The 26,355-nt window shown below is 73.6% G+C and carries 25 protein-coding genes; 13 read left to right on the forward strand and 12 right to left on the reverse strand.

Features of this window, described 5'->3' with window-relative positions; translation table 11 throughout:
• Positions 1-358: dihydroxy-acid dehydratase (locus ABZ215_RS31690; protein ID WP_354953822.1), on the reverse strand; the 358-nt coding region annotated here is incomplete at its 3' end.
• 82 nt (positions 359-440) lie between these two features.
• On the opposite strand from ABZ215_RS31690, the gene ABZ215_RS31695 reads away from it, so the two are divergent.
• On the forward strand, positions 441-1,256 hold the full coding sequence (locus tag ABZ215_RS31695) for a helix-turn-helix transcriptional regulator (protein WP_354953878.1): 816 nt from the start codon (positions 441-443) through the stop codon (positions 1,254-1,256).
• Between the two features lie 23 nt (positions 1,257-1,279).
• Here the strand turns inward: ABZ215_RS31695 and ABZ215_RS31700 are convergent, their stop codons facing one another.
• From ABZ215_RS31700 to ABZ215_RS31725, 6 genes are all read right to left on the reverse strand, one after another.
• Entirely contained in the window at positions 1,280-2,056 is a 777-nt protein-coding gene (locus tag ABZ215_RS31700; protein WP_354953824.1) for an SDR family oxidoreductase, read from the reverse strand.
• A 116-nt stretch (positions 2,057-2,172) separates the two neighbouring features.
• Positions 2,173-3,375, reverse strand: coding sequence for a cytochrome P450 (locus tag ABZ215_RS31705; protein ID WP_354953826.1), 1,203 nt, complete (start codon positions 3,373-3,375; stop codon positions 2,173-2,175).
• A gap of 26 nt (positions 3,376-3,401) precedes the next feature.
• Positions 3,402-3,725, reverse strand: a complete 324-nt coding sequence (locus ABZ215_RS31710; protein WP_354953828.1) for a GNAT family N-acetyltransferase — start codon at positions 3,723-3,725, stop codon at positions 3,402-3,404.
• An 11-nt stretch (positions 3,726-3,736) separates the two neighbouring features.
• Positions 3,737-4,669, reverse strand: coding sequence for an NADP-dependent oxidoreductase (locus ABZ215_RS31715; protein ID WP_354953830.1), 933 nt, complete (start codon positions 4,667-4,669; stop codon positions 3,737-3,739).
• The gene (locus ABZ215_RS31720) at positions 4,666-5,613 is read right to left on the reverse strand and encodes an NADP-dependent oxidoreductase (protein WP_354953880.1); all 948 of its coding nucleotides are present in this window, start codon (positions 5,611-5,613) and stop codon (positions 4,666-4,668) included. The genes ABZ215_RS31715 and ABZ215_RS31720 overlap by 4 nt, the downstream gene beginning before the upstream one ends.
• 5 nt (positions 5,614-5,618) lie before the next feature.
• Positions 5,619-6,590 (reverse strand): NAD(P)H-dependent oxidoreductase, encoded by a 972-nt coding sequence (locus tag ABZ215_RS31725; protein WP_354953832.1) that lies wholly within the window; start codon positions 6,588-6,590, stop codon positions 5,619-5,621.
• Positions 6,591-6,675: 85 nt separating this feature from the next.
• On the opposite strand from ABZ215_RS31725, the gene ABZ215_RS31730 reads away from it, so the two are divergent.
• Positions 6,676-7,140 carry a MarR family winged helix-turn-helix transcriptional regulator gene (locus ABZ215_RS31730; protein ID WP_354953834.1) on the forward strand — a complete coding sequence of 155 codons (465 nt, stop codon included), beginning with the start codon at positions 6,676-6,678 and terminating at the stop codon, positions 7,138-7,140.
• On the opposite strand, the gene ABZ215_RS31735 is transcribed toward ABZ215_RS31730, so the two are convergent.
• The 4 genes from ABZ215_RS31735 to ABZ215_RS31750 all read right to left on the reverse strand — a co-directional run bounded on the left by ABZ215_RS31735 (position 7,137) and on the right by ABZ215_RS31750 (position 10,779).
• The gene (locus tag ABZ215_RS31735; protein WP_354953836.1) at positions 7,137-9,002 is read right to left on the reverse strand and encodes an ABC transporter permease; all 1,866 of its coding nucleotides are present in this window, start codon (positions 9,000-9,002) and stop codon (positions 7,137-7,139) included. The two genes, ABZ215_RS31730 and ABZ215_RS31735, sit on opposite strands and share 4 nt — an antisense overlap.
• Positions 9,003-9,014: 12 nt before the next feature.
• Positions 9,015-9,758, reverse strand: a complete 744-nt coding sequence (locus ABZ215_RS31740) for an ABC transporter ATP-binding protein (RefSeq protein ID WP_354953838.1) — start codon at positions 9,756-9,758, stop codon at positions 9,015-9,017.
• A gap of 91 nt (positions 9,759-9,849) precedes the next feature.
• Positions 9,850-10,605, reverse strand: a complete 756-nt coding sequence (locus ABZ215_RS31745) for an MBL fold metallo-hydrolase (protein WP_354953840.1) — start codon at positions 10,603-10,605, stop codon at positions 9,850-9,852.
• 30 nt (positions 10,606-10,635) lie between these two features.
• Positions 10,636-10,779: a hypothetical protein gene (locus tag ABZ215_RS31750; RefSeq protein WP_354953842.1), complete on the reverse strand. Its 144-nt coding sequence runs from the start codon at positions 10,777-10,779 to the stop codon at positions 10,636-10,638.
• A gap of 90 nt (positions 10,780-10,869) precedes the next feature.
• Here ABZ215_RS31750 and ABZ215_RS31755 point away from each other — a divergent pair, with 90 nt between their 5' ends.
• Positions 10,870-11,757, forward strand: coding sequence for an AraC family transcriptional regulator (locus tag ABZ215_RS31755; RefSeq protein WP_354953844.1), 888 nt, complete (start codon positions 10,870-10,872; stop codon positions 11,755-11,757).
• Here ABZ215_RS31755 and ABZ215_RS31760 read toward each other — a convergent pair whose 3' ends face one another.
• A complete protein-coding gene (locus ABZ215_RS31760) occupies positions 11,758-12,285 on the reverse strand; it encodes a hypothetical protein (RefSeq protein ID WP_354953846.1) in 528 nt (175 codons plus the stop codon).
• Positions 12,286-12,443: 158 nt separating this feature from the next.
• Here ABZ215_RS31760 and ABZ215_RS31765 point away from each other — a divergent pair, with 158 nt between their 5' ends.
• From ABZ215_RS31765 to menC, 10 genes are all read left to right on the forward strand, one after another.
• Positions 12,444-13,277: an SDR family NAD(P)-dependent oxidoreductase gene (locus tag ABZ215_RS31765; RefSeq protein WP_354953848.1), complete on the forward strand. Its 834-nt coding sequence runs from the start codon at positions 12,444-12,446 to the stop codon at positions 13,275-13,277.
• A gap of 101 nt (positions 13,278-13,378) precedes the next feature.
• Positions 13,379-14,746 carry a serine hydrolase domain-containing protein gene (locus ABZ215_RS31770; protein WP_354953850.1) on the forward strand — a complete coding sequence of 456 codons (1,368 nt, stop codon included), beginning with the start codon at positions 13,379-13,381 and terminating at the stop codon, positions 14,744-14,746.
• 13 nt (positions 14,747-14,759) lie between these two features.
• Entirely contained in the window at positions 14,760-16,316 is a 1,557-nt protein-coding gene (locus tag ABZ215_RS31775; protein ID WP_020415938.1) for an ABC transporter substrate-binding protein, read from the forward strand.
• A gap of 7 nt (positions 16,317-16,323) precedes the next feature.
• Positions 16,324-17,307, forward strand: coding sequence for an ABC transporter permease (locus tag ABZ215_RS31780; RefSeq protein WP_020415937.1), 984 nt, complete (start codon positions 16,324-16,326; stop codon positions 17,305-17,307).
• A gap of 4 nt (positions 17,308-17,311) precedes the next feature.
• Entirely contained in the window at positions 17,312-19,180 is a 1,869-nt protein-coding gene (locus ABZ215_RS31785; protein ID WP_354953852.1) for a dipeptide/oligopeptide/nickel ABC transporter permease/ATP-binding protein, read from the forward strand.
• Positions 19,177-19,977 (forward strand): ABC transporter ATP-binding protein, encoded by an 801-nt coding sequence (locus tag ABZ215_RS31790; RefSeq protein WP_354953854.1) that lies wholly within the window; start codon positions 19,177-19,179, stop codon positions 19,975-19,977. The genes ABZ215_RS31785 and ABZ215_RS31790 overlap by 4 nt, the downstream gene beginning before the upstream one ends.
• Positions 19,974-23,276, forward strand: coding sequence for a serine hydrolase (locus ABZ215_RS31795; protein ID WP_354953856.1), 3,303 nt, complete (start codon positions 19,974-19,976; stop codon positions 23,274-23,276). The genes ABZ215_RS31790 and ABZ215_RS31795 overlap by 4 nt, the downstream gene beginning before the upstream one ends.
• A 26-nt stretch (positions 23,277-23,302) precedes the next feature.
• Positions 23,303-24,391, forward strand: coding sequence for a M20 family metallopeptidase (locus ABZ215_RS31800; protein ID WP_039791127.1), 1,089 nt, complete (start codon positions 23,303-23,305; stop codon positions 24,389-24,391).
• The gene (locus ABZ215_RS31805; RefSeq protein ID WP_354953858.1) at positions 24,388-25,227 is read left to right on the forward strand and encodes a GNAT family N-acetyltransferase; all 840 of its coding nucleotides are present in this window, start codon (positions 24,388-24,390) and stop codon (positions 25,225-25,227) included. Before ABZ215_RS31800 ends, ABZ215_RS31805 begins: the two co-directional genes overlap by 4 nt.
• Positions 25,224-26,330: an o-succinylbenzoate synthase gene (menC, locus tag ABZ215_RS31810; protein ID WP_354953860.1), complete on the forward strand. Its 1,107-nt coding sequence runs from the start codon at positions 25,224-25,226 to the stop codon at positions 26,328-26,330. The genes ABZ215_RS31805 and menC overlap by 4 nt, the downstream gene beginning before the upstream one ends.
• The last annotated feature ends 25 nt before the right edge of the window (positions 26,331-26,355 follow it).

Consider the following 26,355-nt stretch of genomic DNA (forward strand, 5'->3'; position numbering starts at 1 on the left):
AGGAGTGGACGATGAACGACCTGGAGAGCCGGAAGGCGGCGCGGGAGGCGCGGTCGGCGATCAGGTCGCGCGACGGCAGCGAGTACAGCATCCCCTCGTGGCCCATGGCGATGCCGTCGTCGACGGCGATGGTGTTGAACTCGCGCGGGATGCCGCCGGCCTCGCGGATCGCCTCGGACACGATCCGGCCCACCGGCTGGAGGTGGACGTGGCCGGGCACGAACTCGGTGAAGCTGTTGGCGACGGCCACGATCGGCTTGCCGAAGTCCTCCCGGGCCACCCCGGCGGCGCGCAGCAGCGCGCGGGCGCCGGCCATGTTGCGTCCGTGTGTGACAGTGCGTGATCGCAGTTCGGGCATGCGCTCACGATGCCCGCGCCAGGCCGGGAAGCGAAGACGGTGCGAACACTAGTAGTGGCACTACTAGTGTTGCGGGGTGACCATGCGTGCGCTCGGTGAGTTCCTGCGCGACCGGCGGACCCGGCTCGTGCGGGCCGACCTCGACCTGCCCCCGGTCGGCCGCAACCGGACCACCGGGCTGCGCCGCGAGGAGGTCGCCTACCTCTCCGGGGTCAGCGTCACCTGGTACACCTGGCTCGAGCAGGGCCGCGACATCAACCCTTCGCGCGAGGTCCTCGACGCGATCGCCCGCACGCTGCGGCTCACCGGCGCCGAGCACGCCTATGTGCTCTCCCTCGCCGGCTACTCGGCGCCCCCGCCTCCCGCCGCGCCGAAGCCCGAAGCCGCGCCGGAACACGTGCAGCGCCTGCTCGACGCGCTCGCGCAGTCGCCCGCCTACGCGGTGGCCCCGGACTGGCAGATCACCGGCTGGAACGCCGCCTACGCGGCCCTCTACCCGAACGTCGCGACCGTGCCGGCGCAGGACCGCAACCTGCTGTGGCTGGTGTTCACCGACCCGTACGTGCGGCAGCTGCTGCCGGACTGGGAGGTCACCAGCCGCCGGTTCCTGGCCGAGTTCCGTGCCGAGGCCGGGCCCCGGCTGGGGGAGTTCGGTTACCTGATCGACCGGCTGCGGGCGGCCAGCGATCACTTCCGGGCGGGCTGGGAGAGCCTGGGCGTCGAGCGGTTCGCCTCCCGCGAGCGCCTGTTCCGGCACCCGGTGGCGGGGGAGCTGCTGCTGGAGCACCACCAGCTCACGCCCCAGGACCACCCCGGTCTGCACCTGGTGGTCTACACGCCGGTGCGGAAGGCGGACGCCGCGGCGCTGCGGCGGCTGCTCGGCGCGCCGTCCGAATAGGACGGACGGCGCGCCGGAGCCGCTCAGACCGCCTGCGCGGTCGGCAGGATGGTGATCTCACTGAGGTTGACGTGACGCGGCACCGCGGCGATGAACGCGATCGTCTCGGCCACGTCCGCCGGGCTCAGGCACTCGATGTCGTGCAGCAGGTCGGCCATCAGCTTGCTGGCGTCCGGGTCGGTGACGTGGTCAGGCAGCTCGGTGTCGACCATGCCCGGCTCGATCGCCGACACCCGCACCATCTTGCGGCCCAGCTCGACCCGGGCGAGGCGGCTGAAGTGGCTGAGGTAGGCCTTCGTGCCGGAGTAGACGGAGAACTTCTCGAGGATCCGGGTCGCGGCGATCGACGAGGTGGTGATCAGGTCCGCGGGCCCGCCCGCGCCCGCCGCGGCGACCAGCTGCGGCACGAACGCGGCCAGGACGTTCATCACCCCGGTGACGTTCAGGTCGATCTGGCGCTGCCAGTCGTCGACCTTCAGGTCCTCGATCGGCGAGATCAGCTGCACCCCGGCGTTGTTGACGACCAGGTCGGCCCGGCCCAGCCGATCGGCCACCTGCTCCGCCGCCGCGGTGACGGCCTCCCGGTCGGTGACGTCCAGCGGGAGGGCGAGCGCGGTGCCGCCCGCGGCGGTGATCCGGGCGACCAGGTCGTCGAGGTTGTCCTTGCGGCGCGCGGCGACCGCGACCTTCGCCCCCAGCGCGGCGAGCCGTTCCGCGGTGGCGGCCCCGATCCCGCTGCTGGCGCCGGTGACGACGGCGACGCGGCCGGCGAGCGGGGTTCCGGTGATGACCTGCGACATGACGGTTTTTCCTTTCCGGTTGCGGGTTTTCGTCCCGATGCCTTCACACAACCAGTCCGGAAGCCGGAAATGGGGCCGCAACCGCGCCCCCGCTGTCGGGGGACAGTCCGGTCCCCTCAGCCGCGCCGGGTGAAGCGCACCGGCAGCGACAGCGGCCCGCGCATGATCCCGCCGAGGATCCAGGCGAGCGGGGCAGCCGGGTCGGCCCACGTCAGGTTCAGCGTCTCGATCAGCGCGCCCAGCGCGATGCGGCCCTCCAGCCGGGCCAGCGGGGCGCCCAGGCAGTGGTGGATGCCGTGCCCGAACGCCAGGTGCCGCACCGCGGGGCCGCGCACGTCGAAGGTCGCCGGATCCCGGCCGTCCGGGAGGGGCAGGTCCCGGTTGGCCGAACCGAGCGCGATCATCACGGCGCCGCCGCGGGGGATGCGGGCGCCGCCGAGCTCCAGGTCCCTGGTCGCGAACCGTGTCGGGGTGAGCTCCACCGACGTGTCGTAGCGCAGGATCTCCTCCACCGCGCCGGGCAGCAGCTCCGGCTTCGCGCGCAGCAGATCGAGCTGGTCCCGGTTCTCCAGCAGCGCTACCACCGCGTTGCCGAGCAGGTTCACCGTCGTCTCGTGGCCGGCCGTGACGAGCAGGACCGCGGTGCCGAGCAGTTCGGTGTCGGACAGCCGCCCGTCGTCCTCGTCGTGCACCGCGATCAGCGCGGACAGCAGGTCCGGGCCGGGGGAGCGGCGCTTGTCCCGCAGCAGGTCGGCCAGGAACTCGTTGAGCAGCACCATGCTTTCGCGCTGCTCGGCGGAAGTCGCGCCGGTCGCGACCCGCGACCAGCGGCGGAAGTCCGCCCGGTTGGGCTCGGGGACGCCGAGCAGGTCGGAGATCACCGTCATCGGCAGCGGACCGGTGTAGGACTCCACCAGGTCGGTCTCGCCCTCGTCCGGCAGCGCGGCGAGCAGTGTCCGGGCGGTGCGCTCGATGGCCGGCGCCAGTTCCTGGGTGCGCCGGTGGGTGAACGCGGCGGCGGCGAGCTTGCGCAGCCGGGTGTGGTCCGGCGGGTCGGACATCAGCATGTTGCCGCCCAGCCCGGTGCCGGCGAACAGGATGTGGTTGCCCGCCGCCTTCAGCGCCTCCGCCGCCACCGACGGGTCCTTGCCCAGATCGGGGTGGGTCAGGGCCTCGCGCGCGAGGTCGGCCGACACCACGATCCAGGTGTCGAGCCCGTCCGGCCTGCTGACGCGGTGGATCGGGCCTTCGGCGCGCAGTCGCGCGTACCGGGCGTGGGCGTCGGCTTTGAAGGTGCGGTTGTGGACTTCGGGTGCCATGAAAAGGTGTGGTCTCCGGTCTCGGTTCAGCGCAGGGCCGACTGCAGCCGGCACAGGGTCGCGGGCTCGACCGCGTCGGCGATGTCGTTCTGGTCCGGGTGCTTGCGCAGGTAGGCGGCGACGAGCGGGCAGACCGGCACCACGCGCGAGCCCGACTCCCGGATGTCGGCGAGTGCCCCGGCGACCAGGGTGGTGCCCAGGCCGCGTCCGGCGAAGGCGTCGAAGATCTCCGTGTGGTACATGATCCGCCGCCCGTCGTGGTCGGCGAAGGCGGCGAACCCGGCGAGGTCACCGTCCACTGTGATCTCGTACCGCTGCGCGGAGTCGTCGCGCTGCACGGTGGTGGTCATGTCTCTCCTCTTCAGAACGTGATGACGACCTTGCCGCGGACGTGGCGGGCCGGAAAGTCCAGCAGCGCCTGCCGGGCCTGGGGGAACGGGTACTCCGCGCCGATCTCGGTGCGCAGCGTCCCCGCGGCGGCCAGTGCGGCGAGTTCGGCCAAGCGGCCCGGGGGAGTGGTGGTTCCGGTGTAGACGGCCCGGACGTCGCGGTCGAAGGCGGCCGGCCCGCCGAGCGGGGAGGCCACCAGGCCGCCGGGTTTCGCCGCGGCGGCGGACGCGGCCAGCGCCGGCCCGGCCTGCGCGAGGTCGATCACCACGTCCGCACCACCGGGCGCCCAGTCCTGCACGCGCTGTGCGATGTCCTCGGTGCGGTAGTCGATCACGCCGTCGGCGCCGAGGCTCTCCAAGTAACCGCGGTCGCCGTCGCGGCCGGTGGCGATCACCGTCGCGCCCGCCAGCTTGGCGAGCTGGACCGCGTAGCTGCCGAGGCCGCCGGTGGCGCCCACGACCAGGACCGTGGCTCCAGGCCCGGGTTTGGCTTCGTCCAGCAGGGCGGCGGCGGTGAGCGAACCGGTGGGGAGCGCCGCGCCGTGACGCGCGTCCAGGGCGGCCGGGCGCGCCGCCGCGGAGTCGTCCGCACGCACCAGCGCGTACTCGGCGAACCCGCCGGAGGGGACCCCGTTCCAGGCGATCACCGCCTCGCCCGGACGGAACCGGTCGACGCCCGGGCCGACGGCCTCGACGATGCCGCTGACGTCCACACCGGGCACGAACGGGTGCGTCACCGGCAACTCGTCCCGCATCGCGCCGGTGATCAGCGCGGTGTCGACGGGGTTGAGGGCGGCGGCTTCGACGCGCACCAGGACCTGCCCGGGGCCGGGTTCGGGCCGCGGCACCTCGGCGATCTCCAGTCGGTCCAGTGGCCCGTAGGCGCGGGCGAGCAGTGCTTTCACCGGTGGTCTCCTTCGTGGTCGAACGGTTTGATCGCCAGGACGCGCTTGCCGCGGACGTGGCGGGTGCCCAGGTCCTGGTAGGCCTCGCGGACCCGCTCCATCGGGTAGATCGCGGCGACCGGGATCGTGAGCTCACCACCCGCGGCGAGTGCGGCGAGCTCGGCCCAGATCTCCGGCTCGTCGGCTTGTTCCTGCGCGGCGGAGTGCACGCCGTAGCGCTGCACGGCGCGGCCGTCGGCGATGGTGTTGATGCGCGCGGGGCGGACGCCCAGCTCGATGGCGGTGCTGACGTTGCCCGCGCCGAAGGTGTCCAGGTAGGCGTCGACGCCCTGGGGCGCGGCCGCGCGCAACCGCTCGGCCAGGCCGGGCCCGTAGGCGACCGGGTGGATGCCCAAATCGCGCAGGAAGCCGAAGTTGCCCTCGCTCGCGGTGCCGATCACCCTGGCGCCGCGCAGCTTGGCGAGCTGCGCGGTGATCACGCCGACCCCGCCCGCCGCGGCCGAAACCACCACGGTCTCGCCCGGCCGGGGATCGACGGCGGCGACCCCGGCCCAGGCGGTCGCCCCGGCGCCGGCGATGCTCGCCGCCTCCGCCCAGCCGAGCCCGGCCGGCTTGGCGGTGAGCGCACCGGGCCCGGCCACGACGAAGTCGGCCTGCGCGGCGCGCGGAGCGAAACCCAGGACCTCGTCCCCGGGCGCGAATCCCGTCGCCCCGTCGCCGACCTCGGCCACGCGGCCGGCGAAGTCGTTGCCCTGCCCCTCCGGGAAACGGGCGGGCCAGACCGCGGCGAACACGCCCTCCCGGATTCCGATCTCGCCCGGGTTGAGGGCCGCGGCGACGACGTCGACGACCACCTGCCCGTGCCCAGCCTGGGGCCGCTCGGCCTCGGCGATCTCCAGCACTTCCGGCCCGCCGTAACGGGAAAACCGCACCGCCCGGGGCATCGTGGTCACTTCCCCTCGCGCGCGGGCAGCGCGCTGAGCTGCTGCAGCACCGAGTAGAGGTTGGCCACGCCCCAGTGTTCCGTGATCTTCCCGTCGCGCACGCGCATCGCGTCGACGGTCTCGAACTCGACGTGCTTGCCGGTCGGCGCCAGGCCGAGGAACTCGCCCTCGTGCGTGCCCGAGTACGTCTTGTAGGTGGTGACCACGTCGCCCTCGGCCGTCTGCCAGTGGATCTTCGCCGAGAAGTCCGGGAACGCCGAGCGCAGCGCGTGGTAGAGGACGCGCACGCCGTCCTTGTCCGGGGTGGTGCCCGGCTGCGGCGTGTGGTCGACGAAGTCGTCCGCGAACAGCTCCTCGAACAGGGCGAAGTCGCCGCCGGACTGCACGCGCTCGGTGTTGCGCCGCACCACCTCCTTGGCGTCGGTGCGCAGCGAGGCCAGGGCGCGGCTCCACGCCACCACCTGGTCCAGCAGCGCGCCGACCGCGGCGGTGTGCCGCTCGGCGGGGGCGAAGGTGCTGAAGTCCTCGAAGTCGGTGAACAACGACAGCGCGACCTGGTTGCGGACGTCGGCCACCTGCAGCTCGCCCATGACCAGGCGCAGGTGCTCCACCGCGCGGGTGCCGCCCGTGCTGCCGTAGCTGACGAAGCCGGCCGCCTTGTTGTTCCACTCGCCGTAGAGGAAGTCGATGGCGTTCTTCAGCGCGCCGGAGGTCGAGTGGTTGTACTCCGGCGTGACGAACACGTAGCCGTCGAAGGAGGCGATCTTTTCCGCCCACGCCTTCGTGTGCTCGCGGGTGTACTGCCCCAGCGACGGGGGAGTGGCCTCGTCGAGGTGCGGCAGGCGGTAGTCCGCGATGTCGACCAGTTCGTAGTCAGCGTCCCCGCGGGCCGCGGCGATCTCGTGCACCCACCGGGCCACTGCTTCGCCGTTGCGGCCGGGGCGTGTGCTGCCCAGGATGATCGCGATGCGTGTCATGTCCGCCCCTCTTCGTAATTTTGATGATATGTCAGCAAACTAGCGCGGTTTTGATGATGCGTCAACATCGCGGTACGCTGATCCGATGGCTGACGTTGGATGGCTCGACGACCGCGAAGCCCGGCTCTGGCAGGCCTACCGGGAGCTGACCCGGGAACTGCAGCGCGCCTTCGACCGCCAGCTGGAACGCGACGCCGGCCTGTCCGGCGCCGACTACGCCGTGCTCGCGCCGGTGTCCGAAACCGGCGACGGGGTGATCCGGATGCGTGAGCTCGGCCGTCAGGTCGGCTGGGACCGCAGCCGGCTGTCCCACCAGGTCAAGCGGATGGAGAAGCGCGGCCTGGTGACGCGGGAGGACTGCGCCGAGGACGCGCGGGGCGCGATGGTGCGGATCACGAAGGCCGGCCGCGCCGCGATCGAGGCGGCCGCCCCCGAACACGTCGCGACCGTCCGCCGCTACTTCTTCGACCAGCTTTCCGAACGGGACCAGGCGACGCTGACCCGGCTGTTCGAGCGCATGCTGACCCGGCTGAGCCACGACGACGGCTAATCCCGCGCCCGCAGCAGGCCCACCGGGGCCGGGCGGGTCGCCGACCACGCGGCGAGCAGGCTGGTGACCCCGGTGATCAGCACCGCGCCCACGGGCAGCGAGACCACGAGCACCCACGGCACGGCCGCCGTCGCGCTTCCGGTCACCGCTCCGGTCGCGGCCAGCGCCGCCACCAGTGTCCCTGCCGCGGCGAGCAGGCCGAGCACCACGCCGGCCGTGGTCACCGCGGTGGATTCGAGCAGCGCGGCCCGCACCACCTGGCCGCGGGACAGCCCGGTCACCCGCGCGGTGGCGAACTCGCGCCGCCGCTCGCCGGTGGCGATGACGACCGAGTTGACCACGCCGATCGCGGCGAACAGCCCGCCCAGCCCCATCACCACCAGCAGTACGCCGCTGGTGGTGTCGTCCTGCGCCGCCGCGTTGCGCGCCAGCCACTCGGTAACCGGCACTGCGGACAGCCGCGCCGCGACCGCGGCCCGGTCGGCGTCCGGAGACACGGACACGAATGTCCGCGACGGGACCCCGGCGATCAGGCCGTCGGGCAGCAGGCCGCGGGGCAGCAGCAGGACCGGCCCGCCCGCGGCGCCGGCAGGCACCTCGGCGACCACCGGGAGCCGCCCCAGGTCGAGATCTCCGAAGCGGACGCCGACCGTGTCACCGGCCGCCACGTCGTCGCCACCAGGGCCGGCCGCCACGGCCTGCCCCTGCAGTGCCGCCAGCGAGCCGGACGCCGGGTGGATCCGCGCGTAGTCCGCCGGATTCACCACCAGCGCGGTCCGGGTCTGGGTGTAGGCGAGGTCCCCGCTGCCGACGGTCAGCACCACCGGCACTTCCGTCTCCGCCGAGGCAGCCGCCACGCCGGGCACTCCCGCCGGGACCGGGCCGTCGACGACGAAGTCGGCGACCGTGTCGCGCCCGGCCTGCCGCTGCCCCGCCTCCGCGAACGAAGCCATGGCGGTGGCCTGCCCGAGCACCAGGCCGGTCAGCACGATCAGCGGCGCGGCGATCGACGCGCTGCGCCGCACACCGTCCCGCAGGTTCGCCGCCGCCAGTCCGCCGAGGACGCCCCGGACGGGCAGCAGCCTGCCCAGCGCGGGGACGAGCACCGGGGCGATCGCGGTGAAGGCCAGCGAGGCGCAGACGCTGACCGAGATCGCCATGGCCTGCCCGCCCGCCGCGCCGCCCAGCGGCGCGAGCACCATCAGCGCGAGCGGGCCCACAGTGGACAGTCCGAACAGCCACCAGCGCCCGCGGGTCATCACCCGGCTCGCCACGCCGGTGTCGCGCAACGCCTCCAACGGCCGGACCGCCGCGGCGCGCCGCGCGGCCACCAGTACCCCGGCGACGGCGAGCGCGACACCGGAACCCAGTGAGACCGCGGGAATCCACGGCACCCACGGGGCCGTGAAGCCGGCCGGGACGAACCCGAGGTCATGCAGCAGGCCGTTCTGCAGCGCCAGCACCGCCACGCCTGCCGGGATGCCGGCCAGCCCGCCGGCCGCGCCGAGCAGCACGGCCTCGCCGGTCAGCACGCGGCGCAACTGCCGCCGCGAGCCGCCCACCAGGCGCAGTAGCGCGAGGTCGCGGCGCCGCTGCGCCACCGTGAACGCGAAGGTGGAGGAGATGACGAACACGGCCAGGAACGCGCCGAACCCCAGCGTCACGCCCATCAGCGCCACGCCCGTCTCGCGCGTGGTCGCCACGGTCATCGCCTCGACCGCCGACGCCCCGGGGCCGGGACGCAGCCCGGCGACGGCCAGCAACAGCAGCAGCGACGACTGCACTAGCGCGACGCCGAGGCACGTGGTCACGATCGCGCCGACGAACAACGGCCAGCGTTCGCGGAACCCGGCCCAGCTCACACCCTGCACCGCTCAGCCCTCCAGCGCGACGAGCCGGTCGGCGACCGTCGCCGCGTCCGCGCCCTCGAGCCGCCCGGCGAGACGGCCGTCCCGGAGGAACACCACGGCGTCGGCGCGCGCAGCGGCGGCCGGGTCGTGGGTGACCATCAGGATGCTCTGGCCACCGGCCGCCATGGTGCGCAACAGGCCGAGCACCGTCTCGCCGGCGCGGGTGTCCAGCGCGCCGGTCGGCTCGTCGGCGAAGAGGATCTCCGGCCGGGTGATCATCGCCCGGGCGATCGCGACCCGCTGCTGCTGCCCGCCGGACAGCTCGCGCGGCCGGTGCCGGGCGCGGTCGGCGAGCCCGACCGCGTCCAGGATCCCGGTGATCTCGGCCCGGTCGGGTTTCCGGCCGGCCAGGCGCAGCGGCAGGGCGACGTTCTGGGCGGCGGTGAGCGAGCCGACGAGGTTGAACGACTGGAACACGAACCCGATCCGCGTGCGCCGCAACGCGGTCAGCTCGTCATCGTCCGCTGTCGTGATGTCGGTGCCGCCCAGCAGGATCCGCCCGTTGTCCGCGCGTTCCAGCCCCGCCGCGAGGTGCAGCAACGTCGACTTGCCCGAGCCGGACGGTCCCATCACGGCCGTCCAGCCGCCGCGCGGGAAGTCGATGGTCACGTCGTCGACGGCGCGGACCGCGGCGGGCCCGGCGCCGTAGGTGCGGCTGACACCTTCGAGTGCGACGGCCGCGGTGGCGGGCGTCGCGAGAGTCGTCACGGTGGAGGTTTTCCTCTCGGCGAGGTGGTCGCACCTTTGTTGATGCAACCACAAACTAGCGGGGCTTTGCGGACAGGTCAACAAAGATGAACTAGGGCTGAACCTCCGGGAACGGGGCCCACCGCTTCACGGCGAAGCCAGTGCCGGCGCGCTCGATCTCGGCCGCGCCCGCGCCGGGGAAGTGGGCCGGGAACACCAGCGCGTTCGCCTCGGCCGCCTCGCCGAGCACCCGGATGCGGGATCGCGCCGCCTGTGCCTGGTCCTCGCTCAGGCACGTGTCGCAGCCGGGGTGCTCGAACTGCAGCGGCGTGTGCACCACGTCCCCGACGAAGAACGCGCGGTCGGTGCCCGACTCCACGCGCAGCACGGCCGACCCCGGCGTGTGGCCGGGCGCGAGTTCGAGCGTGAGGTTGCGGTCGATGCGGTGCACCGGGCCGTCCCACAGCAACGTCTGCCCCGCGTCGTGGACCGGGTCGATGCTGTCCTCGAAGGTGCTGCCGTTCGCCAGCCGCGCGTTGATCCCGTTGACCGATCCGCGCTTGGGGATGTCGTGGCGCGGGTTCCAGTAGTCGAAGTCCGGGCGGGAGATCAGGTAGGTGGCGTTCGGGAATGTCGGCACCCAGGTGCGGTCGACGAGACGGGTGTTCCACCCGACGTGGTCGGCGTGGATGTGCGTGTTGACGACGAGGTCGACCTCCTCCGGCCGGACCCCCGTCGCGGCCAGCCGGCCGAGGAAGTCCTCGTCGCGGTGCCGCCAGGCCGGCATGTAGGACCGTTCCTTGTGGTTGCCCACGCCGGTGTCGACGAGGACGACCTTGCCTTCGCTGCGCAGCACCCAGGTCTGCACGGCAGCCAGGTACTCGTCGGTGCCGGGGTGTCAGAAGTGCGGCGCGAGGCCGTCGCCGTCCGCGCGCCATGGGTGCCGCTCCAGATCCGGGAACAGCGCGGGCATCGGCGCGATCGGGCCCGCCCATTCCACGACACGGGTGATCTCGACGCCGCCCAGTTCGATGGTGTCCATACCGGCACCGTATGCCGCATCGGGAGCACGGACGATAAGCGAAACTGCCCGATCGATACGCAATCGTCTCACCCGGCGTACAGTGGCGTCGTGGACGTGCTCAGCGACGTGATCGGCGCGGTGCGCACCGGGCGCCCCTTCGCCAACCGGGAGGACCGGCACGGGACGTGGCGCACCGACTTCGCCGCCTTCCCCGGCATTGGTTTCCACCTGGTGCTCGAAGGCAGCTGCCGGATGGTCACCCCCGGCGCCGCGCCGCTCGTGCTGCACGCCGGGGACGTGGTGCTCACCCCGCGCGGCAGCGCCCACAGCCTGACCGACCCCGGCACCGGGCTCGACGAGCCCGCGGAACTGCTGTGCGGCGCCTACCAGATGGACCGCACCCCGCCGCACCCGCTGCTCACCGATCTGCCGGAGGTCATCCACCTGCGCGCGCGGGCGGGCGGGCACCCCACGGTGTCCACAGTGGTCGCTCTGCTGGGCGGCGAGCTCACCGACCCGGGACTGGGCGCCGACGCCGCGATCCCGGCGTTGCTCGATCTGATGTTGCTGTTCCTGTTGCGGGAATGGCTCACTGGCGACCCGGACCGGCGTGCATCCGGGTGGTGCGCCGCGCTCGCCGATCCGGCGGTCGGGGCCGCCCTGCGCTGCGTCCACGACGATCCGGCGCGGCCGTGGACCGTGGAGGAACTCGGCGCCCGCGCGGGTCTGTCGCGCGCGGCGTTCTCCCGCCGTTTCACCGCCCTGGTCGGGCAGCCGCCGATGACCTACCTGACCTACTGGCGGCTCACTACCGCCGCCCGCCTGCTGCGCGAGACCGACCTGCCGTTGCCGTCGGTCGCGCAACGCTGCGGGTACTCCTCGCCGTTCGCCTTCGCCACGGCCTTCAAACGCGAGCACGGCGTCTCCCCGGGCCGGTACCGCACGCGTCGCCAGGCCGAGGACGACATCCAGGCCTGGACCGCCGCCGCCGACTGATCACGCCACCAGCTGCGCCAGCAGCGCCAGCGCCGCTTCCGACGGTGAGTCCGGTTCCGCGGTCTGGACCAGCAGGAAACCGCCGGCGCCGCACAGGACCTGGCAGGTCACGGTCAGCTCGCCGACGAGCGGATGCCACAGGGTCTGGACGGCGTGCGGGCGGGGGTGCGGCCGCGCCCAGTGCCCGGCGAACTCCGCCCTGCGGATCGACAGATCGCCCACCAGCTCCGCCAGCGCCGGGTCGTGCGGATTCCGCCGCGCGTCCTGGTGCAGCAACGCGGCCGTGGCCGCCGCAACGGCGTCCCAGTCGGTGAACAGGTCGCGGGCGTGCGGATCGGTGAACACGAACCGCGCGTGGTTGCGCTCGGCCGGCGGCCGGGCCGCGAAGTCGGTCAGCAGCGCGGCCGACAGCCGGTTCTGCGCGAGCACGTCCAGCCGCCGGCCCAGCAGGCAGGCCGGGACGAGCGCGCGGTCCAGCGCGGTCAGCAGCTCGCGGGCCGCCGACGGCGCGCGCTGACGGGTGGTCATACCGCCAGGGTGCCCCGTGGCGCGGGCCGCGGAAGGCGGCTGGGTGGCCCACTCCGTCCCAGGATGAGCGAGGCCCTTTTCGGCGCCCTTTTCGCTGCTCCGCGCTGGTTGAGTGCGGGGCACAGGCACAACGCCGAAAGCGAAGGAGAGACGAGGAAATGGCTACTTGGCTGATCACCGGCGCGTCCCGCGGCCTCGGTGCGGAAATCGCCCGCGCGGCACTCGCGGGCGGCGACACGGTGGCGGTCGCGGTCCGCAACCCGGACCGGCTCCCGGACGACCTCAAGTCCACCGACCGCGTGTTCCCGGTCGCACTGGACGTCACCGACACCGCGGCGATCGCCCCGGCGGTGGAGTCAGTGGTGAACCGGTTCGGCGGAATCGACGTGCTGGTCAACAACGCCGGCCGCGGTCTGCTGGGCGCCCTGGAGGAGATCAGCGACGCCGAGGCCCGCTCGCTGTTCGACCTCAACGTGTTCGGGCTGATCAACGTCACCCGCGCGGTGCTGCCCTACATGCGTGAAGCGGGCGGCGGGAAGCTGGTCCACATCGGATCCCGCTCCGGTTTCGAGGGCGAGCCCGGGGTGAGCATGTACAGCGCGTCGAAGTTCGCCGTGGCCGGCATCAGCGAGGCCCTGTCGGTCGAGCTGGCGCCGTTCGGGATCCAGAGCATGGTCGTCGAGCCGGGCGTGTTCCGCACCGACTTCCTCGACGCCAGCTCGCTGTCCCTGCCGGAGAACCGCATCGCGGCCTACGACGGCACCCCGGCGCACGCGACGCTGGACTGGGTCGGCGAGGCCAACCACACGCAGCTGGGCGACCCCGTCCAGGGAGCCGCGCTCATCTACGAGGTCACCGGCCAGGAGAAGCTGCCCACCCACCTGCTGCTCGGCCGCGACGCGATCGACCGCTGGCAGGTCAAGGTCGACCGCATCGCCGACGACACCGAGCCGTGGCGGGCGAAGTCCATCGCGACCGCCCACCAGGACTGAGGCGGACCGCCCCGCGGGTTCGTCCGGCACGACCAACCCGCGGGGCCGCGTTCGTCCGCGCGAACGAACTTTTCCGCCACCGGCGCCGCTACCTTGGCCCGATGGCGAACCTGGACGAGATCACCGGCTGGCTCGGACGTGAATTCCCCCGCCTGGTCGAGGCGCGTGAGGTGCCCGGCGCGGCCATCGCGGTCGCCGTGGGCGGCGACGTCGCCGACGCGGCCGCCGGGGTGCTGAACCGCGCGACCGGGGTCGAGGCCACCCCGGACTCGGTGTTCCAGATCGGGTCCATCACCAAGGTCTGGACCACCACGCTCGCGATGCAGCTGGCCGACGAGGGCGCGCTCGACCTGGACGCGCCGGTGCGCCGGTACCTGCCGGAGTTCCGGGTGGCGGACGAGAGCGCCGCCGCCGCGATCACCGTCCGCCAGCTGATGTGCCACACGTCCGGTTTCGAGGGCGACCTGTTCACCGACACCGGCCGCGGCGACGACTGCGTCGAGAAGTACGTCGCGACGCTGAGCGGCACCGACCAGCTGTTCCCGCCGGGGGAGATGTTCTCCTACAACAACGCGGCCTTCGTCGTGCTCGGCCGCGTCATCGAGGTGCTCCGCGGCAAGCCCTACGACCAGTGCCTGCACGACCACCTCGCCACCCCGCTCGGCCTGACCCACTTCGCGACCAATGCCGACGAGGCGATCCTGCACCGCGCCGCGGTCGGCCACCTGCCGGGCGGGCAGCCGGCCCCGGTGTGGTCGCTGGTCCGCTCCAACGCACCGGCCGGATCGGCCCTGGCGATGCGGCCACGGGACCTGCTGACCTTCGCCCGCCTGCACCTGACCGGCGGCGCCGCCCCGGACGGCACGCAGCTGCTCAGCCCGGGCAGCGTGAAGGCCATGCAGGAGCGGCAGGTCGGCCTGCCGCCGCTCGGCCTGATGGGCACCGCGTGGGGTCTCGGCTGGGAGCTGTACGAGTGGCCCGGCGGCACCGTCCTCGGGCACGACGGCGGGACGATCGGGCAGTCGGCGTTCCTGCGCGTGGTGCCCGGCCGGGACGTCGCGATCGCGCTGCTCACCAACGGCGGGGACGCCATCGGCCTCTACACCGACGTCTACGGCCACCTGCTGCCCGAGCTGGCCGGGATCGCCCTGCCGCCGCTGCCGGTGCCGCCCGCGGACCCGCTGCCGGTCGACGGCCGCCGCTACCTCGGCACCTACTCCAGCGAGGTCGCCGACCTGACCGTGACCCAGGACGACGACGGCCGCCTCTGGCTGGACCAGCGGCCCAAGGGCCTGCTCGCCGAGCTGGGCGAGGCCGAGCGGACCGAGCTGGTCCGGCTGGACGACGACGTCCTCATCCCGCGCACCCCTGCCCACGGTGTCCACCTGCCGCACGTGTTCGTCGGCGACGACGGCACCGGCCGGGCGGCCTACGTCCACTCGGGGCGGGCGACCCGCCGCTCCGCCTGACCCAGGAGACACGATGAAGACCGCTTCGATCACGGCCGCGGCCGCCGTGCTGGCGCTGGCGCTGACCGCCTGCGGCGGCGGCGCCGGGTCGACCACTGTGGACGGTGGCACGTTCACGCTGGTCTCGGCAGGCGACCCCGGCAGCCTCGACCCGCACTTCACCACGATGTCGGTGACCATCCAGGCCGACCGGTTCCTCTACGACACGCTCGTCAACATCGACCCGGGCGGCAACATGGTCGCCGGGCTCGCGGAAAAGTGGGAAGGCGACACCACCACCGCGAAGTACACGCTGCGCAAGGGCATCACCTGCTCGGACGGGACCCCGCTGACCGCGTCGCAGGTCGCCGACAACATCAACTTCGTCAGCGACCCCGCCAATGGTTCCGCGTCGCTGGGCCTCTACGTGATGCCCGGGGCGAAAGCAACCGGCGACGACGCGGCGGGCACCGTCACGGTCACCAGCCCGACCCCGGACTCGTTCCTCGTCCGCGACATCGGCGGGCTCTTCATCGTCTGCGGCAAGGGGATGGCCGACCGCGGGCTGCTCAAGCAGGGCGCGGACGGCACCGGGATGTACACCCTGACCGAGGCCGTCGCGGGCGACCACTACACGCTCACGCGGCGCAAGGACTACGCGTGGGGGCCCGGCGACTGGAAGACCGACACGCGCGGGCTGCCCGACACCGTCGTGATCCGGGTCGTCGGCAACGAGCTCACCGCCGCGAACCTGCTGGCGTCCAGGCAGGTCAACGCGGCCGCCGTGGTCGGCCCCGACCAGCAGCGGCTGCGCGGCATGGGCCTGACCGCACACGACATCGAGTCCCCGTTCGGCGAGCTGTGGTTCAACCAGCGCCCCGGGATGCCCGGCGCGGACGTCGCGGTGCGGCGCGCCCTGACCCAGGCGCTCGACCTCGGCCAGCTCGGCCAGGTCCTCACCAGCGGGACCGGCCGCGCGCCGAAGAGCCTCCTCGCGCCCGGGCTCGGCCCGTGCGGCGGCGACACCATCAGCGGGCTGCTGCCCGCCTTCGACCTGGCCGCCGCGAAGTCCGGTTTGGACTCCGCGGGCTGGGTCGCGGGCCCGGACGGCGTGCGCGTCAAGGACGGCAAGCCGCTGGCGCTCACCTTCTACTACCCGTCGACGCTCGGCTCGACCATGCAGGCGGCCGCCGAACTGGTCCAGCAGCGCTGGTCCGCGGCCGGCGCGCGGGTCACCGTCAAGGGCATGACCGACACCGAGTCCACGCAGGTCCTCACGGAGGGCGTCTGGGACGCGGCGTTCGTGCCGCTCGGGGTCTTCCTGCCCACCCAGCTCGTCCCGTTCTTCTCCGGCAGCGGCAACAACTTCGCGGCCGTGCAGAACCCCGCTTACGACGCGGCGGTCCAGCAGGCCGGCGCGCTCGCCGGCGCCGACGGCTGCGGCAAGTGGGGCGAGGCCGAGCAGGCGCTGGTGCGGGAGCTCAACGTGGTGCCGTTCGTCAACGCGGTGCGGCCGACGTTCGTGCAGGGCGCCACGCTCGAGACGAGCCAGGGCAGCATCGTCCCCAGCTCGATCCGGATGCTCGGCTGAGGCGCGCGTGGTGACCACCGCGATCCGCCCGGCCGGACTGGGTGACAACGTCTGGGTCCGGTTCGCCGTGCGGCGGCTGGTCCGGGTGCTGGTGTCGGTCTGGGTGCTGCTCACCGCCGCGTTCGGGATGATCCACCTCATCCCGGGCGACCCGGTGCGGGCCGCGCTCGGGCCGACCGCCGCGCCCGAACTCGTCGAGGCCCGCCGGGCCGCGCTCGGCCTGGACGACCCGTTGTGGCAGCAGTACCTGCACTACCTCGGGAACCTGTTCACCGGCGACCTCGGCACCTCCCTCGGCTCCGGACTGCCGGTCGCGCAGGTGATCGGCGACCGGCTGCCCGCGACGCTGGAGATCGCGGGGTACGCGTTCCTCCTCGCCGTCGCCGTGGCGATCCCGGCAGGCACGGTGATGGCGGTGCTCACCCGCGGCGGGAAGCGGCGGACGACCGAGCTCGCGTTCACCTCCGCCACCGCCGTCCTGGCCGCGATCCCGGAGTTCCTCATCGCGGTGGGCCTGGTGTTCGTGTTCGGGGTCAGCCTCGGGTGGCTGCCGGTGGCCGGGCGGTCCGGGCCGGAGTCCTACCTGCTGCCGGTGCTGGCGCTGGCCGCCGGACCGGCCGCGGTGCTGGCCCGGATCACCCGCGTGGAGATGCTCGCCGTGCTGCGCGCCGACCACATCCGCACCGCCCGGTCCAAGCGGCTGCCGGCGAGCTGGATCTACCTGCGGCACGCGCTGCCGAACGCGCTGACGGCGACGCTGACGCTGGGCGGGCTGCTGCTCAGCGCGATGGTCGCGGGGACGGTGCTGGTGGAGAACGTGTTCGCCTGGCCCGGCCTCGGCAGCACCATCGTGCAGTCCATCCTCGCCAAGGACTACCCGCTGGTGCAGGGCGTCGTGCTCGTCTACGGCCTCGGGGTGCTGCTGGTGAACCTCCTCGTCGACGTGGCGCTCGCGCTGCTCGACCCGCGGTCGGCGATCAGGGAGAGCTGAGAACGTGCCGAAGTCGAACTGGAGCGCGGCCCTGCGCCGCCCGCTGGGCGCGAGCGCCGCCGTGGTCGTGGTCGCCGTGCTCGGGCTGGCGGTGCTCGCGCCGCTGCTGTGGGCGGAGCGAGCCGCGGCGCTGGACACGAACCAGATCCTGCGCGGACCCTCCGCCGAGCACTGGATGGGCACCGACGGGCTCGGCCGCGACATCTTCTTCCGCGTGCTGGTCGCCACCCGGCTGTCGGTCGAGCTGGCGCTCGCCGCCACCGCGATCGGCGTGGCCACCGGCCTGCTGCTGGGCACCGCCGCCGTGCTGCTCGGCAGGCGCGCGGGACGGCTGGTGTCCGCGGTGGTCGACATCGCGGTGGCCTTCCCGGGGTTGCTGCTGGCGCTGTTCTTCGCGGTCATCTTCGGCGTCGGCGCGCGCGGCAGCGTGCTCGCCATCGGCCTGGCCATCGCGCCCGCGTTCGCCCGGCTCACCCGGACGATGGTGGCCCGCGTCGCCGCGCTGGACTACGTCTCCGCCGCGCGGATCGCCGGCGTCGGCCGGTTCCGCCTGCTGGGGCGGCACATCCTGCCCAACGTCGCCGAACCCCTGGTCGTCAACGCGACCATCACGACCGGCAGCACGATGCTGGCCTTCGCCGGGCTGTCGTTCCTGGGCCTGGGCGTGCAGTCGCCGGACTACGACTGGGGCCGGCTGCTTCGCGACGGTCTCGACGTGCTCTACCTCCACCCGGCCGCCGCGCTCGCGCCCACGGTGGCGGTGGTGGTCGCCGGGCTCGCGTTCAGCCTCTTCGGCGAGGCGGTCGCCACCGCGATCGGCGCCGACACCACCCGGCACCCGCGACGGGAGGCGCCGGCACCGCCACCGGCGGCCGCCCCCGCACCCCAGCCGGCGGATCCCGTGCTGGCGGTGGAGAACCTGCACGTCACCTTCCCCGGGCCGGTCACCCCGGTGCGCGGCGTGAGCTTCGCGCTGGCGCGCGGTGAATCCGTCGGCGTCGTCGGGGAATCGGGATCGGGCAAGAGCCTCACCGCGCTCGCGGTCGCCCAGCTGATCGAGGAACCCGGCCGGGTGCACGCCGACCGGCTGGAATTCCTCGGGCAGTCGCTGCCCGGCGCGGACACCCGCGCGCGGCGGCAGTTGCTCGGCACCTCCTTCGCGATGGTCTTCCAGGACCCGATGACCTCGTTCAACCCCACCCAGCGGGTCGGCAACCAGCTCGCCGAGGTGGCCCGGTACCACCAGGGGATGACTCGCCGCGCGGCGTTCGCGCGTGCCGTCGACCGGCTGCGCGCGGTGCGCCTGCCCGGCGCCGAGCGACGGGCCCGGCAGTACCCGCACGAGTTCTCCGGCGGCATGCGGCAGCGCGCGATGATCGGCATGGGACTGATGTGCTCGCCCGCGCTGATCGTCGCCGACGAGCCGACCACGGCGCTCGACGTCACCGTGCAGGGCCGCGTGCTGCGGCTGCTCGCCGACGTGCGCGCCGCCGACGACGTCGCGATCCTGCTGATCAGCCACGACATCGGGGTGGTCCGCCGGATGTGCGACCGGGTGCTGGTGATGTACGCGGGCCGGATCGTGGAGGACCTGCCGGCCGCGGACCTGGACTCGGCGGCGCACCCGTACACGCGGGCCCTGCTCGCCGCCGTGCCGGACATGACGACCGATCGCGACCGGCCGATGGCCGTCATCCCCGGCCGTCCCGCCGACCCCGCGGACCTGCCGCCGGGCTGTGCCTTCGCGCCGCGCTGCCCGCTGGCGACCGAACGGTGCACGACCGAGGAGCCGCCACTGGTGCACGGAGTCGCGTGTTGGCACCCCGTGGTGGACGTGCCGCGCGAGCAGATCCGGGTGGGGGAGGCGCGATGAGCGAACTGCGTTTCGAGGGCGTCTCCGTCCGCTACGGCTCGCGGCGCCGCGGCACGACCGCCGTGGACGGGGTGGACCTCACCGTGCCGGACGGCGCGATCGTCGGTCTCGTCGGCGAGTCCGGCTCCGGCAAGTCGACCCTCGCCCGCGCCGCGGTCGGCCTCGCGCCGGTCACCGCCGGGCGGATCCTCGTCGGCGGACGGCCGGTCCGGCAGCCCGGTCCGGTGCAGATGGTGTTCCAGGACCCGTACTCCGCGCTGGACCCCCGGATGACCATCGGCGCCTCGATCGCCGAGGCCATCCCGCGCGGCCGGACCGACCGGCGCGCTGAGGTTGAACGCCTCCTGGCGCAGGTCGGCCTCGCCGCGGACCGCGCCGGGATGCGGCCCGCTCAGCTCTCCGGCGGGCAGCGCCAGCGCGTGGCCCTGGCGCGGGCGCTCGCCGCGCGCCCGCAGGTGATCATCGCCGACGAGATCACCTCCGCGCTCGACGTCTCGGTGCAGGGCACCGTGCTCAACCTCGTGCGCGACCTGCGGGAGCGGACCGGGTTGTCGATGCTGTTCATCTCCCACGACCTGGCGGTGGTGCGCTACGTCAGCGACTTCATCGCCGTGATGTACCGGGGCCGGATCGTCGAACACGGTCCCGCCGACCGGGTCCTCACCGAACCGGAGGACCCCTACACCCGCGAGCTGCTCGCGGCCGCTTCCGGTGGGGAGGTGTCCGATCCGGACACCGGCTCCGGCGAGGAGCCCATGCCCGTCCGACCCCTTCGCGCACAGAGGAGAACCCGGTGACCCGACGCCAGCGCATCACGGACCTGACCGACCTGACCGTGCCCGAGCAGCCCGCGCTGTCCCCGTCGGGCGACGCGGTCGTCTACGTCCTGCGCGGCAGCGACCTCTCCGCCGACGAGAACGTGCACAGCCTGTGGCGCGCCGACGTCCCCGCCGGGCGGGCGCGGCGGTTGACGCACGGACGCGCCGACACCGCGCCCGCGTGGTCGCCCGACGGCAGCCGCATCGCGTTCCTGCGCGCGGTGGACGGGCCGCCGCAGGTCTGGCTGCTGCCCGCCGGCGGCGGTGAAGCCGAGCGCCTCACCGAGTTGCCGCTGGGCGCGGGACGGCCGGTGTGGAGCCCGGACGGCACGAAGATCGCGTTCACCGCGGCCGTCGACCTCACCCCGGACGAGGCCGACCACGCGCCCATCGTGGCCGACCGGCTCGACTACCACGCCGACGGCGCCGGCGTGCTGCGCGGCAAGCGCGCGCACCTGCACGTCGTGGACGTCGCCACCGGCGACTGCCGCCAGGTGACCAGCGGCGACTGGCACGCCGGGGATCCCGCGTGGTCGCCCGACGGCGGCAAGCTGGCCTTCGCCGCCGCCACCGGCGCCGAGCGCGACCTCGCCATCCGGGTCCCGGTGCACGTGCTCGACGTGACCGATCCCGCCGCCACCCCGCGCGAGGTGGGTCTCGCCGACGGGCTCGCCGCGGCGCTGACGTGGACGGCGGACGGCGGCGCGCTGCTCGTCGTCGGCAACCAGCGCGGGCCGGAGAGCCACGCCGGGCTGATCCGGATCCCGCTCGACGGGGGCGATCCGGTGAACCTCGCCGCCGCGCTGGACCGCAACGTGATGCCCGGCGGTCCCGCCTACCCCGGAGCCTGGCCACAGCTCACCGATGACGGCCGCAGCGTCCTGTTCTGCGTGCGCGACCGCGGCTGCACCCACCTGTACTCGGTGCCCGTCGACGGCGGCACCCCGCGCCCGGTGCTCACCGGCGCCGGACGGACTGTGGCCGGGTTGAGCGTCGCGGGGACCACCGCGGCCGTCGTGCTCACCACGCCGGACTCCTACGGCGAAATCGTCAGCCTCGACCTGTCCACCGGCGCCGAGACCGTCCTCACCGGACACACGGCGGAGGGCATCGAGCTGGTCACCCCGCAGGAGCGGGAGTTCCGCATCTCCGACGGCACCGTCGTGCACGGCTGGCTGCTGCGCGACCCGGCCACCACCGGCCCCGCGCCGCTGCTGCTCGACATCCACGGCGGACCGCACAACGCGTGGCAGGGCGGTGCCGACGAAATCCACTTCTACCACCAGGAACTCGTCGCCCGCGGCTGGACCGTGCTGCTGCTCAACCCGCGCGGCAGCGACGGCTACGGCGAGGAGTTCTTCACCGCCGTCCGCGGCGGCTGGGGCACCGCCGACGCCAAGGACTTCCTGGAGCCGCTGGACGACCTCGTCGCCGAAGGCGTCGCCGACCCGGACCGGCTCGCCGTCACCGGGTACAGCTACGGCGGCTTCATGACCTGCTACCTCACCAGCCGCGACGACCGGTTCGCCGCGGCCGTCGCCGGGGGCGTGGTCACCGACCTGACCAGCATGGCGGGCACCTCGGACGAGGGGCACCTGCTGGCGGCGCACGAACTCGGCGCGCTGCCGTGGGACGACCCCGATGCCTACGCCGCGATGTCGCCGCTGGCGAAGGTCGACCAGGTCCGCACGCCGACGCTCGTGCTGCACGGCGGCGCCGACCTGCTCTGCCCGGTGGGCCAGGCACAGCAGTGGCACACCGCGCTGCGCGAGCGCGGCGTGCCCACCCGGCTGGTGCTGTACCCGGGCGGCGCGCACGCGTTCATCCTCAACGGACGGCCCTCGCACCGCCTCGACTACAACCGGCGCGTCGTGGACTGGGTCGAGCGGCACACGCCCGGCCGCCGCCCGCCGCTGGATGCCGCGCACTGGCAGCGGCGCCTGACCGAACTCGCCGAACGCCACCACGTGCCCGGTGCGGCGCTGGGCATCCTGCGCCTGGGCGGCGAGGACGAGGTGGTGCAGGCGGCCCACGGGGTGCTCAACGTGAACACCGGTGTCGCGGCCACGACGGACTCGGTGTTCCAAATCGGCTCGATCTCCAAGGTGTGGACGGCGACCGTCGCCATGCAGCTCGCCGACGAGGGGCTCCTCGACCTCGACGCCCCCGTGGCGGACGTGCTGCCGGAGCTGCGGCTGGCGGACCCGGACACCACCAAGCAGGTGACGATGCGCCACCTGCTCACCCACACGAGCGGCATCGACGGCGACGTCTTCACCGACACCGGCCGCGGCGACGACTGCCTGGAGAAGTACGTGGCGCGGCTGGACGAGGTCGCGCAGAACCACCCGCTCGGCGCCACCTGGTCCTATTGCAACTCCGGGTTCTCGCTGGCCGGACGGGTCATCGAGAAGCTCACCGGCGGCACGTGGGACGCCGCGCTGCGGGAGCGCCTGTTCACCCCGCTCGGTCTGACCCGCACGGTGACGCTGCCCGAAGAGGCGCTGATGTTCCGCGCCGCGGTGGGCCACGTCGGCTCGCCGGAACCGGTCACGGCGCCGGTGTGGACGCTGCCGCGGTCCGCGGGCCCGGCCGGCCTCATCGACTCCACCGCGGCGGACGTGCTGGCGTTCGCGCGAATGCACCTGACCGGCGGCCTGGCCGCCGACGGCACCCGCGTGCTCAGCGCGGAAGCGGCCGCGGCGATGGCGGACAAGCAGGTCGACCTGCCGGACAAGCACTCGCTGGCCGACTCGTGGGGCATCGGCTGGTTCCGGCTGCACTGGGACGGGCAGCTGGTGCTCGGGCACGACGGCAACACGATCGGGCAGGCCGCGTTCCTGCGCCTGCTGCCCGCCGCGGGACTCGCGGTCACGCTGCTCACCAACGGCGGCAACACCCGCGGCCTGTACGAGGACCTGTACCGGGAGATCTTCGCCGAACTGGCCGGCGTCGCCGTGCCGCACCCGCTGGCGCCGCCGGACGAGCCGGTGGCCGTGGACATCACCCCGCACCTGGGCACGTACGAGCGCGCGAGCACCCGCATGGAGGTGTTCCGCGACGGGGACACGCCGAAGCTGCGCACCACCGTGACCGGCGAGCTGGCCGATCTCGTGCCCGACCCGGTCGAGGAGTACGAGCTGGTCGCCGTCGACGACGACCTGTTCGTGGTGTGGATCCCGCAGATGGAGTCCTGGATGCCGGTCACGTTCTACTCGCTGCCCACCGGGGAGCGGTACGTGCACCACGGCGTGCGGGCCACACCGAAGGTGGTGTGAGCATGCCGTTCCCGGACCTGCCCGCGATGCTCGGCGACATCGAGCGGCTGGTCACCTGCGAATCGCCGTCGTCGGACCACGCGGCGGTGGCCGCGAGCGCGGACACGCTCGCGCGCCTCGGCGAGCGGCTCCTCGGGACGCCGCCGGAGAAGATCGTCCGCGACGGGTGGACCCACCTGCGCTGGCGCTTCGGCCCTGGCCCCGCGCGGGTCCTGCTGCTCGGCCACCACGACACCGTGTGGCCGCTGGGCTCCCTGGCCACGCATCCGTACACAGTGGAGGGTGATGTCCTGCGCGGGCCCGGCTGCTTCGACATGAAGGCCGGGGTGGTGATGGCTCTGCACGCCGTCGCCGCGCTCGGCGACCGGGCCGGGGTGACCATCCTGATCACCGGCGACGAGGAGCTCGGCTCGCCCAGCTCGCGAACCCTGATCGAGGACGAGACCGCGGGCTGCGCCGCCGCGCTGGTGCTGGAGGCCTCCGCCGACGGCGGGGCGCTCAAGACCGAGCGCAAGGGCGTGTCGCAGTACCAGGTGCAGGTGAAGGGCCGGGCCGCGCACGCCGGGCTGGAACCGGAACGCGGCGTCAACGCCACCGTCGAGCTGGCGCACCAGATCCTGGCGGTGGCCGGGCTCGCGGACCCCGGGCGCGGCACGAGCGTGACGCCGACCGTGCTGTCCGCCGGCACCACGGCGAACACCGTGCCCGCCGCCGGGCAGTTCGCGGTCGACGTGCGCGTCCGCAGCGCGGCCGAGCAGTCCAGGGTGGACGGGCGGATGCGGGCGCTGGAGTCCGTTGTGGAGGGTTCGGTGGTGGAGGTGCTGGGCGGCCCGAACCGGCCCCCGTTGGAAGCGGAGTCGTCGGCCGCGCTGTTCGCCCGCGCGCAGGCGGTGGCGGCCACGCTCGGTCTGCCGCCGCTGACGGCCGCCGCGGTCGGGGGCGCCTCGGACGGCAACTTCACCGCGGGCGCCGGGGTGCCCACCCTCGACGGGCTCGGGGCCGTCGGCGGCGGAGCACACGCCGACACCGAGCACATCCGGATCGGCGAGCTGCCCGGCCGCACCGCGCTGGTGTCGGCCCTGGTCGCCGACCTGCTGACGGACGTGCGCCGGTGAGGACCAGTCCCGAGGAAGCCGCGGCCAAGGCGGCGGTCGCGGCGGGCGTCCGCGTCCGCGAGGTCGCCGAACTGCCCGAGCTGGAGGCCGTGTACCGGCTGTTCGACCTGATCTGGCGGCCCGATCCGGCCAACCCGCCGGTGACCACCGAACTCATGCGCGCGCTGACCAAGGCGGGCAACTACGTCGCCGGCGCGTACGTCGGGGACGAGCTGGTGGGCGCCTGCGTCGGGTTCTTCGGCACCCCCGGGGTGATGCACAGCCACATCGCGGGCGTGTCCCCGGTGATGGCCGGGCGCAGCGTCGGGCTGGCGCTCAAGCTGCACCAGCGGGCCTGGGCGCTGCCGCGGGGGATCTCGGTGATCGAGTGGACCTTCGATCCGCTGGTGAGCCGCAACGCCTACTTCAACCTCGGCAAGCTCGCCGCCGAAGCCGTGGAGTACCTGCCGAACTTCTACGGCGGGATGCACGACCACATCAACGGCGACGACGACACCGACCGGCTGCTGGTGCACTGGCGCATCGGCGCCCCCGAGGTCGAGGCGGCCTGCGACGGCACACCCCGGCGCGTCAGCGCGCCGCCCGGTGCGGTCGTGGCGCTCGGCGTGGAGAACGACACGCCCCGCCTCGGCAGTCTCGACGGGCCGGCCCTGCTGGTCGCCGCGCCGCGGGACATCGAAACGCTGCGCCGCGCGGACCCGCGCCTGGCGCGGCGGTGGCGGATCGCGGTGCGCGACACGCTCGGCACGTTGCTGGCGCAGGGCGCGCGCGTCGCGGGATTCGACAAGACCGGGTGGTACGTCGTCACCCGCGTGGCCAAGGAGGACAGCGCGTGAAACTGACCGGAGTGGAACTGCGCCGCATCGAGATGCCGCTGGTGGCTCCGTTCCGGACCTCGTTCGGCACGCAGACCGCCCGCGACATCCTGCTGGTGCGGGTCGAGACGGACGAGGCCGTGGGCTGGGGCGAATGCGGCACACTGGCCGACCCGCTCTACTCGCCGGAGTACGTGGACGGCGCGGCCGACGTGCTGCGGCGGTTCTTCGTGCCCGCGCTCGCGGCGGCCGACCACCTCGACGCCACCGCGGTGGGCCGGGTGCTGGCGCCGTTCAAGGGGCACCGCATGGCCAAGGCCGCGCTGGAGATGGCGGTGCTCGACGCCGAGCTGCGCGCCGAAGGCCGCCCGCTGGCGCGGGAACTGGGCGCGGTGCGCGACCGGGTGCCGTGCGGGGTGTCGGTCGGGATCATGGGCTCGGTCGGCGAACTGCTCGACACCGTCGGCGGCTACCTCGACGCCGGGTACGTGCGGATCAAGCTCAAGATCCAGCCAGGGTGGGATGTCGAGCCGGTGCGGGCGGTCCGGGAACGCTTCGGCGACGACGTGCTGCTGCAGGTCGACGCCAACACCGCGTACACGCTCGCCGACGCGCGCCACCTGGCCCGGTTCGACCCGTTCGGGCTGCTGCTGATCGAGCAGCCACTGGACGAGGAGGACGTGCTCGGCCACGCGGAACTCGCCAAGCGGCTGGCCACGCCGGTGTGCCTGGACGAGTCGATCGTGTCGGCGAAGTCGGCCGCGGACGCGATCGCGCTCGGCGCGTGCCAGGTCGTCAACATCAAGCCCGGCCGGGTCGGCGGCTACCTGGAAGCCCGCCGGGTGCACGACGTGTGCGCCGCCCACGGGGTGCCGGTGTGGTGCGGCGGCATGCTCGAATCCGGGCTGGGCCGCGCCGCCAACCTTGCGCTCGCCGCGCTGCCCGGCTTCACGCTGCCCGGCGATACGTCCGCCTCCGACCGCTACTATCGCACCGACATCACCGAGCCGTTCGTGCTCTCCGGCGGGCACCTGGACGTGCCCGCGGGGCCGGGCATCGGGGTGGAGCCGGTGCCGGAGCTGCTGGCCGAGGTGACGACGGCGACCGAGCGGGTGGCCTGCTGAGCCGGCGAGGAGGTGGGGCGTCGCG

It is taken from the genome of Amycolatopsis sp. NPDC006131 (genome assembly GCF_040614175.1).
GTDB classification, from domain to species: Bacteria; Actinomycetota; Actinomycetes; order Mycobacteriales; family Pseudonocardiaceae; genus Amycolatopsis_E; species Amycolatopsis_E tucumanensis.

Excerpts from the sequence above, each read along its gene's own strand:
- ABZ215_RS31695 (WP_354953878.1), top strand. The coding sequence starts at position 441 with ATGCGTGCGCTCGGTGAGTTCCTGCGCGACCGGCGGACCCGGCTCGTG.
- ABZ215_RS31700 (WP_354953824.1), bottom strand. The coding sequence starts at position 2,056 with ATGTCGCAGGTCATCACCGGAACCCCGCTCGCCGGCCGCGTCGCCGTC.
- ABZ215_RS31705 (WP_354953826.1), bottom strand. The coding sequence starts at position 3,375 with ATGGCACCCGAAGTCCACAACCGCACCTTCAAAGCCGACGCCCACGCC.
- ABZ215_RS31710 (WP_354953828.1), bottom strand. The coding sequence starts at position 3,725 with ATGACCACCACCGTGCAGCGCGACGACTCCGCGCAGCGGTACGAGATC.
- ABZ215_RS31720 (WP_354953880.1), bottom strand. The coding sequence starts at position 5,613 with ATGCCCCGGGCGGTGCGGTTTTCCCGTTACGGCGGGCCGGAAGTGCTG.
- ABZ215_RS31725 (WP_354953832.1), bottom strand. The coding sequence starts at position 6,590 with ATGACACGCATCGCGATCATCCTGGGCAGCACACGCCCCGGCCGCAAC.
- ABZ215_RS31730 (WP_354953834.1), top strand. The coding sequence starts at position 6,676 with ATGGCTGACGTTGGATGGCTCGACGACCGCGAAGCCCGGCTCTGGCAG.
- ABZ215_RS31750 (WP_354953842.1), bottom strand. The coding sequence starts at position 10,779 with ATGGACACCATCGAACTGGGCGGCGTCGAGATCACCCGTGTCGTGGAA.
- ABZ215_RS31760 (WP_354953846.1), bottom strand. The coding sequence starts at position 12,285 with ATGACCACCCGTCAGCGCGCGCCGTCGGCGGCCCGCGAGCTGCTGACC.
- ABZ215_RS31765 (WP_354953848.1), top strand. The coding sequence starts at position 12,444 with ATGGCTACTTGGCTGATCACCGGCGCGTCCCGCGGCCTCGGTGCGGAA.
- ABZ215_RS31770 (WP_354953850.1), top strand. The coding sequence starts at position 13,379 with ATGGCGAACCTGGACGAGATCACCGGCTGGCTCGGACGTGAATTCCCC.
- ABZ215_RS31775 (WP_020415938.1), top strand. The coding sequence starts at position 14,760 with ATGAAGACCGCTTCGATCACGGCCGCGGCCGCCGTGCTGGCGCTGGCG.
- ABZ215_RS31790 (WP_354953854.1), top strand. The coding sequence starts at position 19,177 with ATGAGCGAACTGCGTTTCGAGGGCGTCTCCGTCCGCTACGGCTCGCGG.
- ABZ215_RS31800 (WP_039791127.1), top strand. The coding sequence starts at position 23,303 with ATGCTCGGCGACATCGAGCGGCTGGTCACCTGCGAATCGCCGTCGTCG.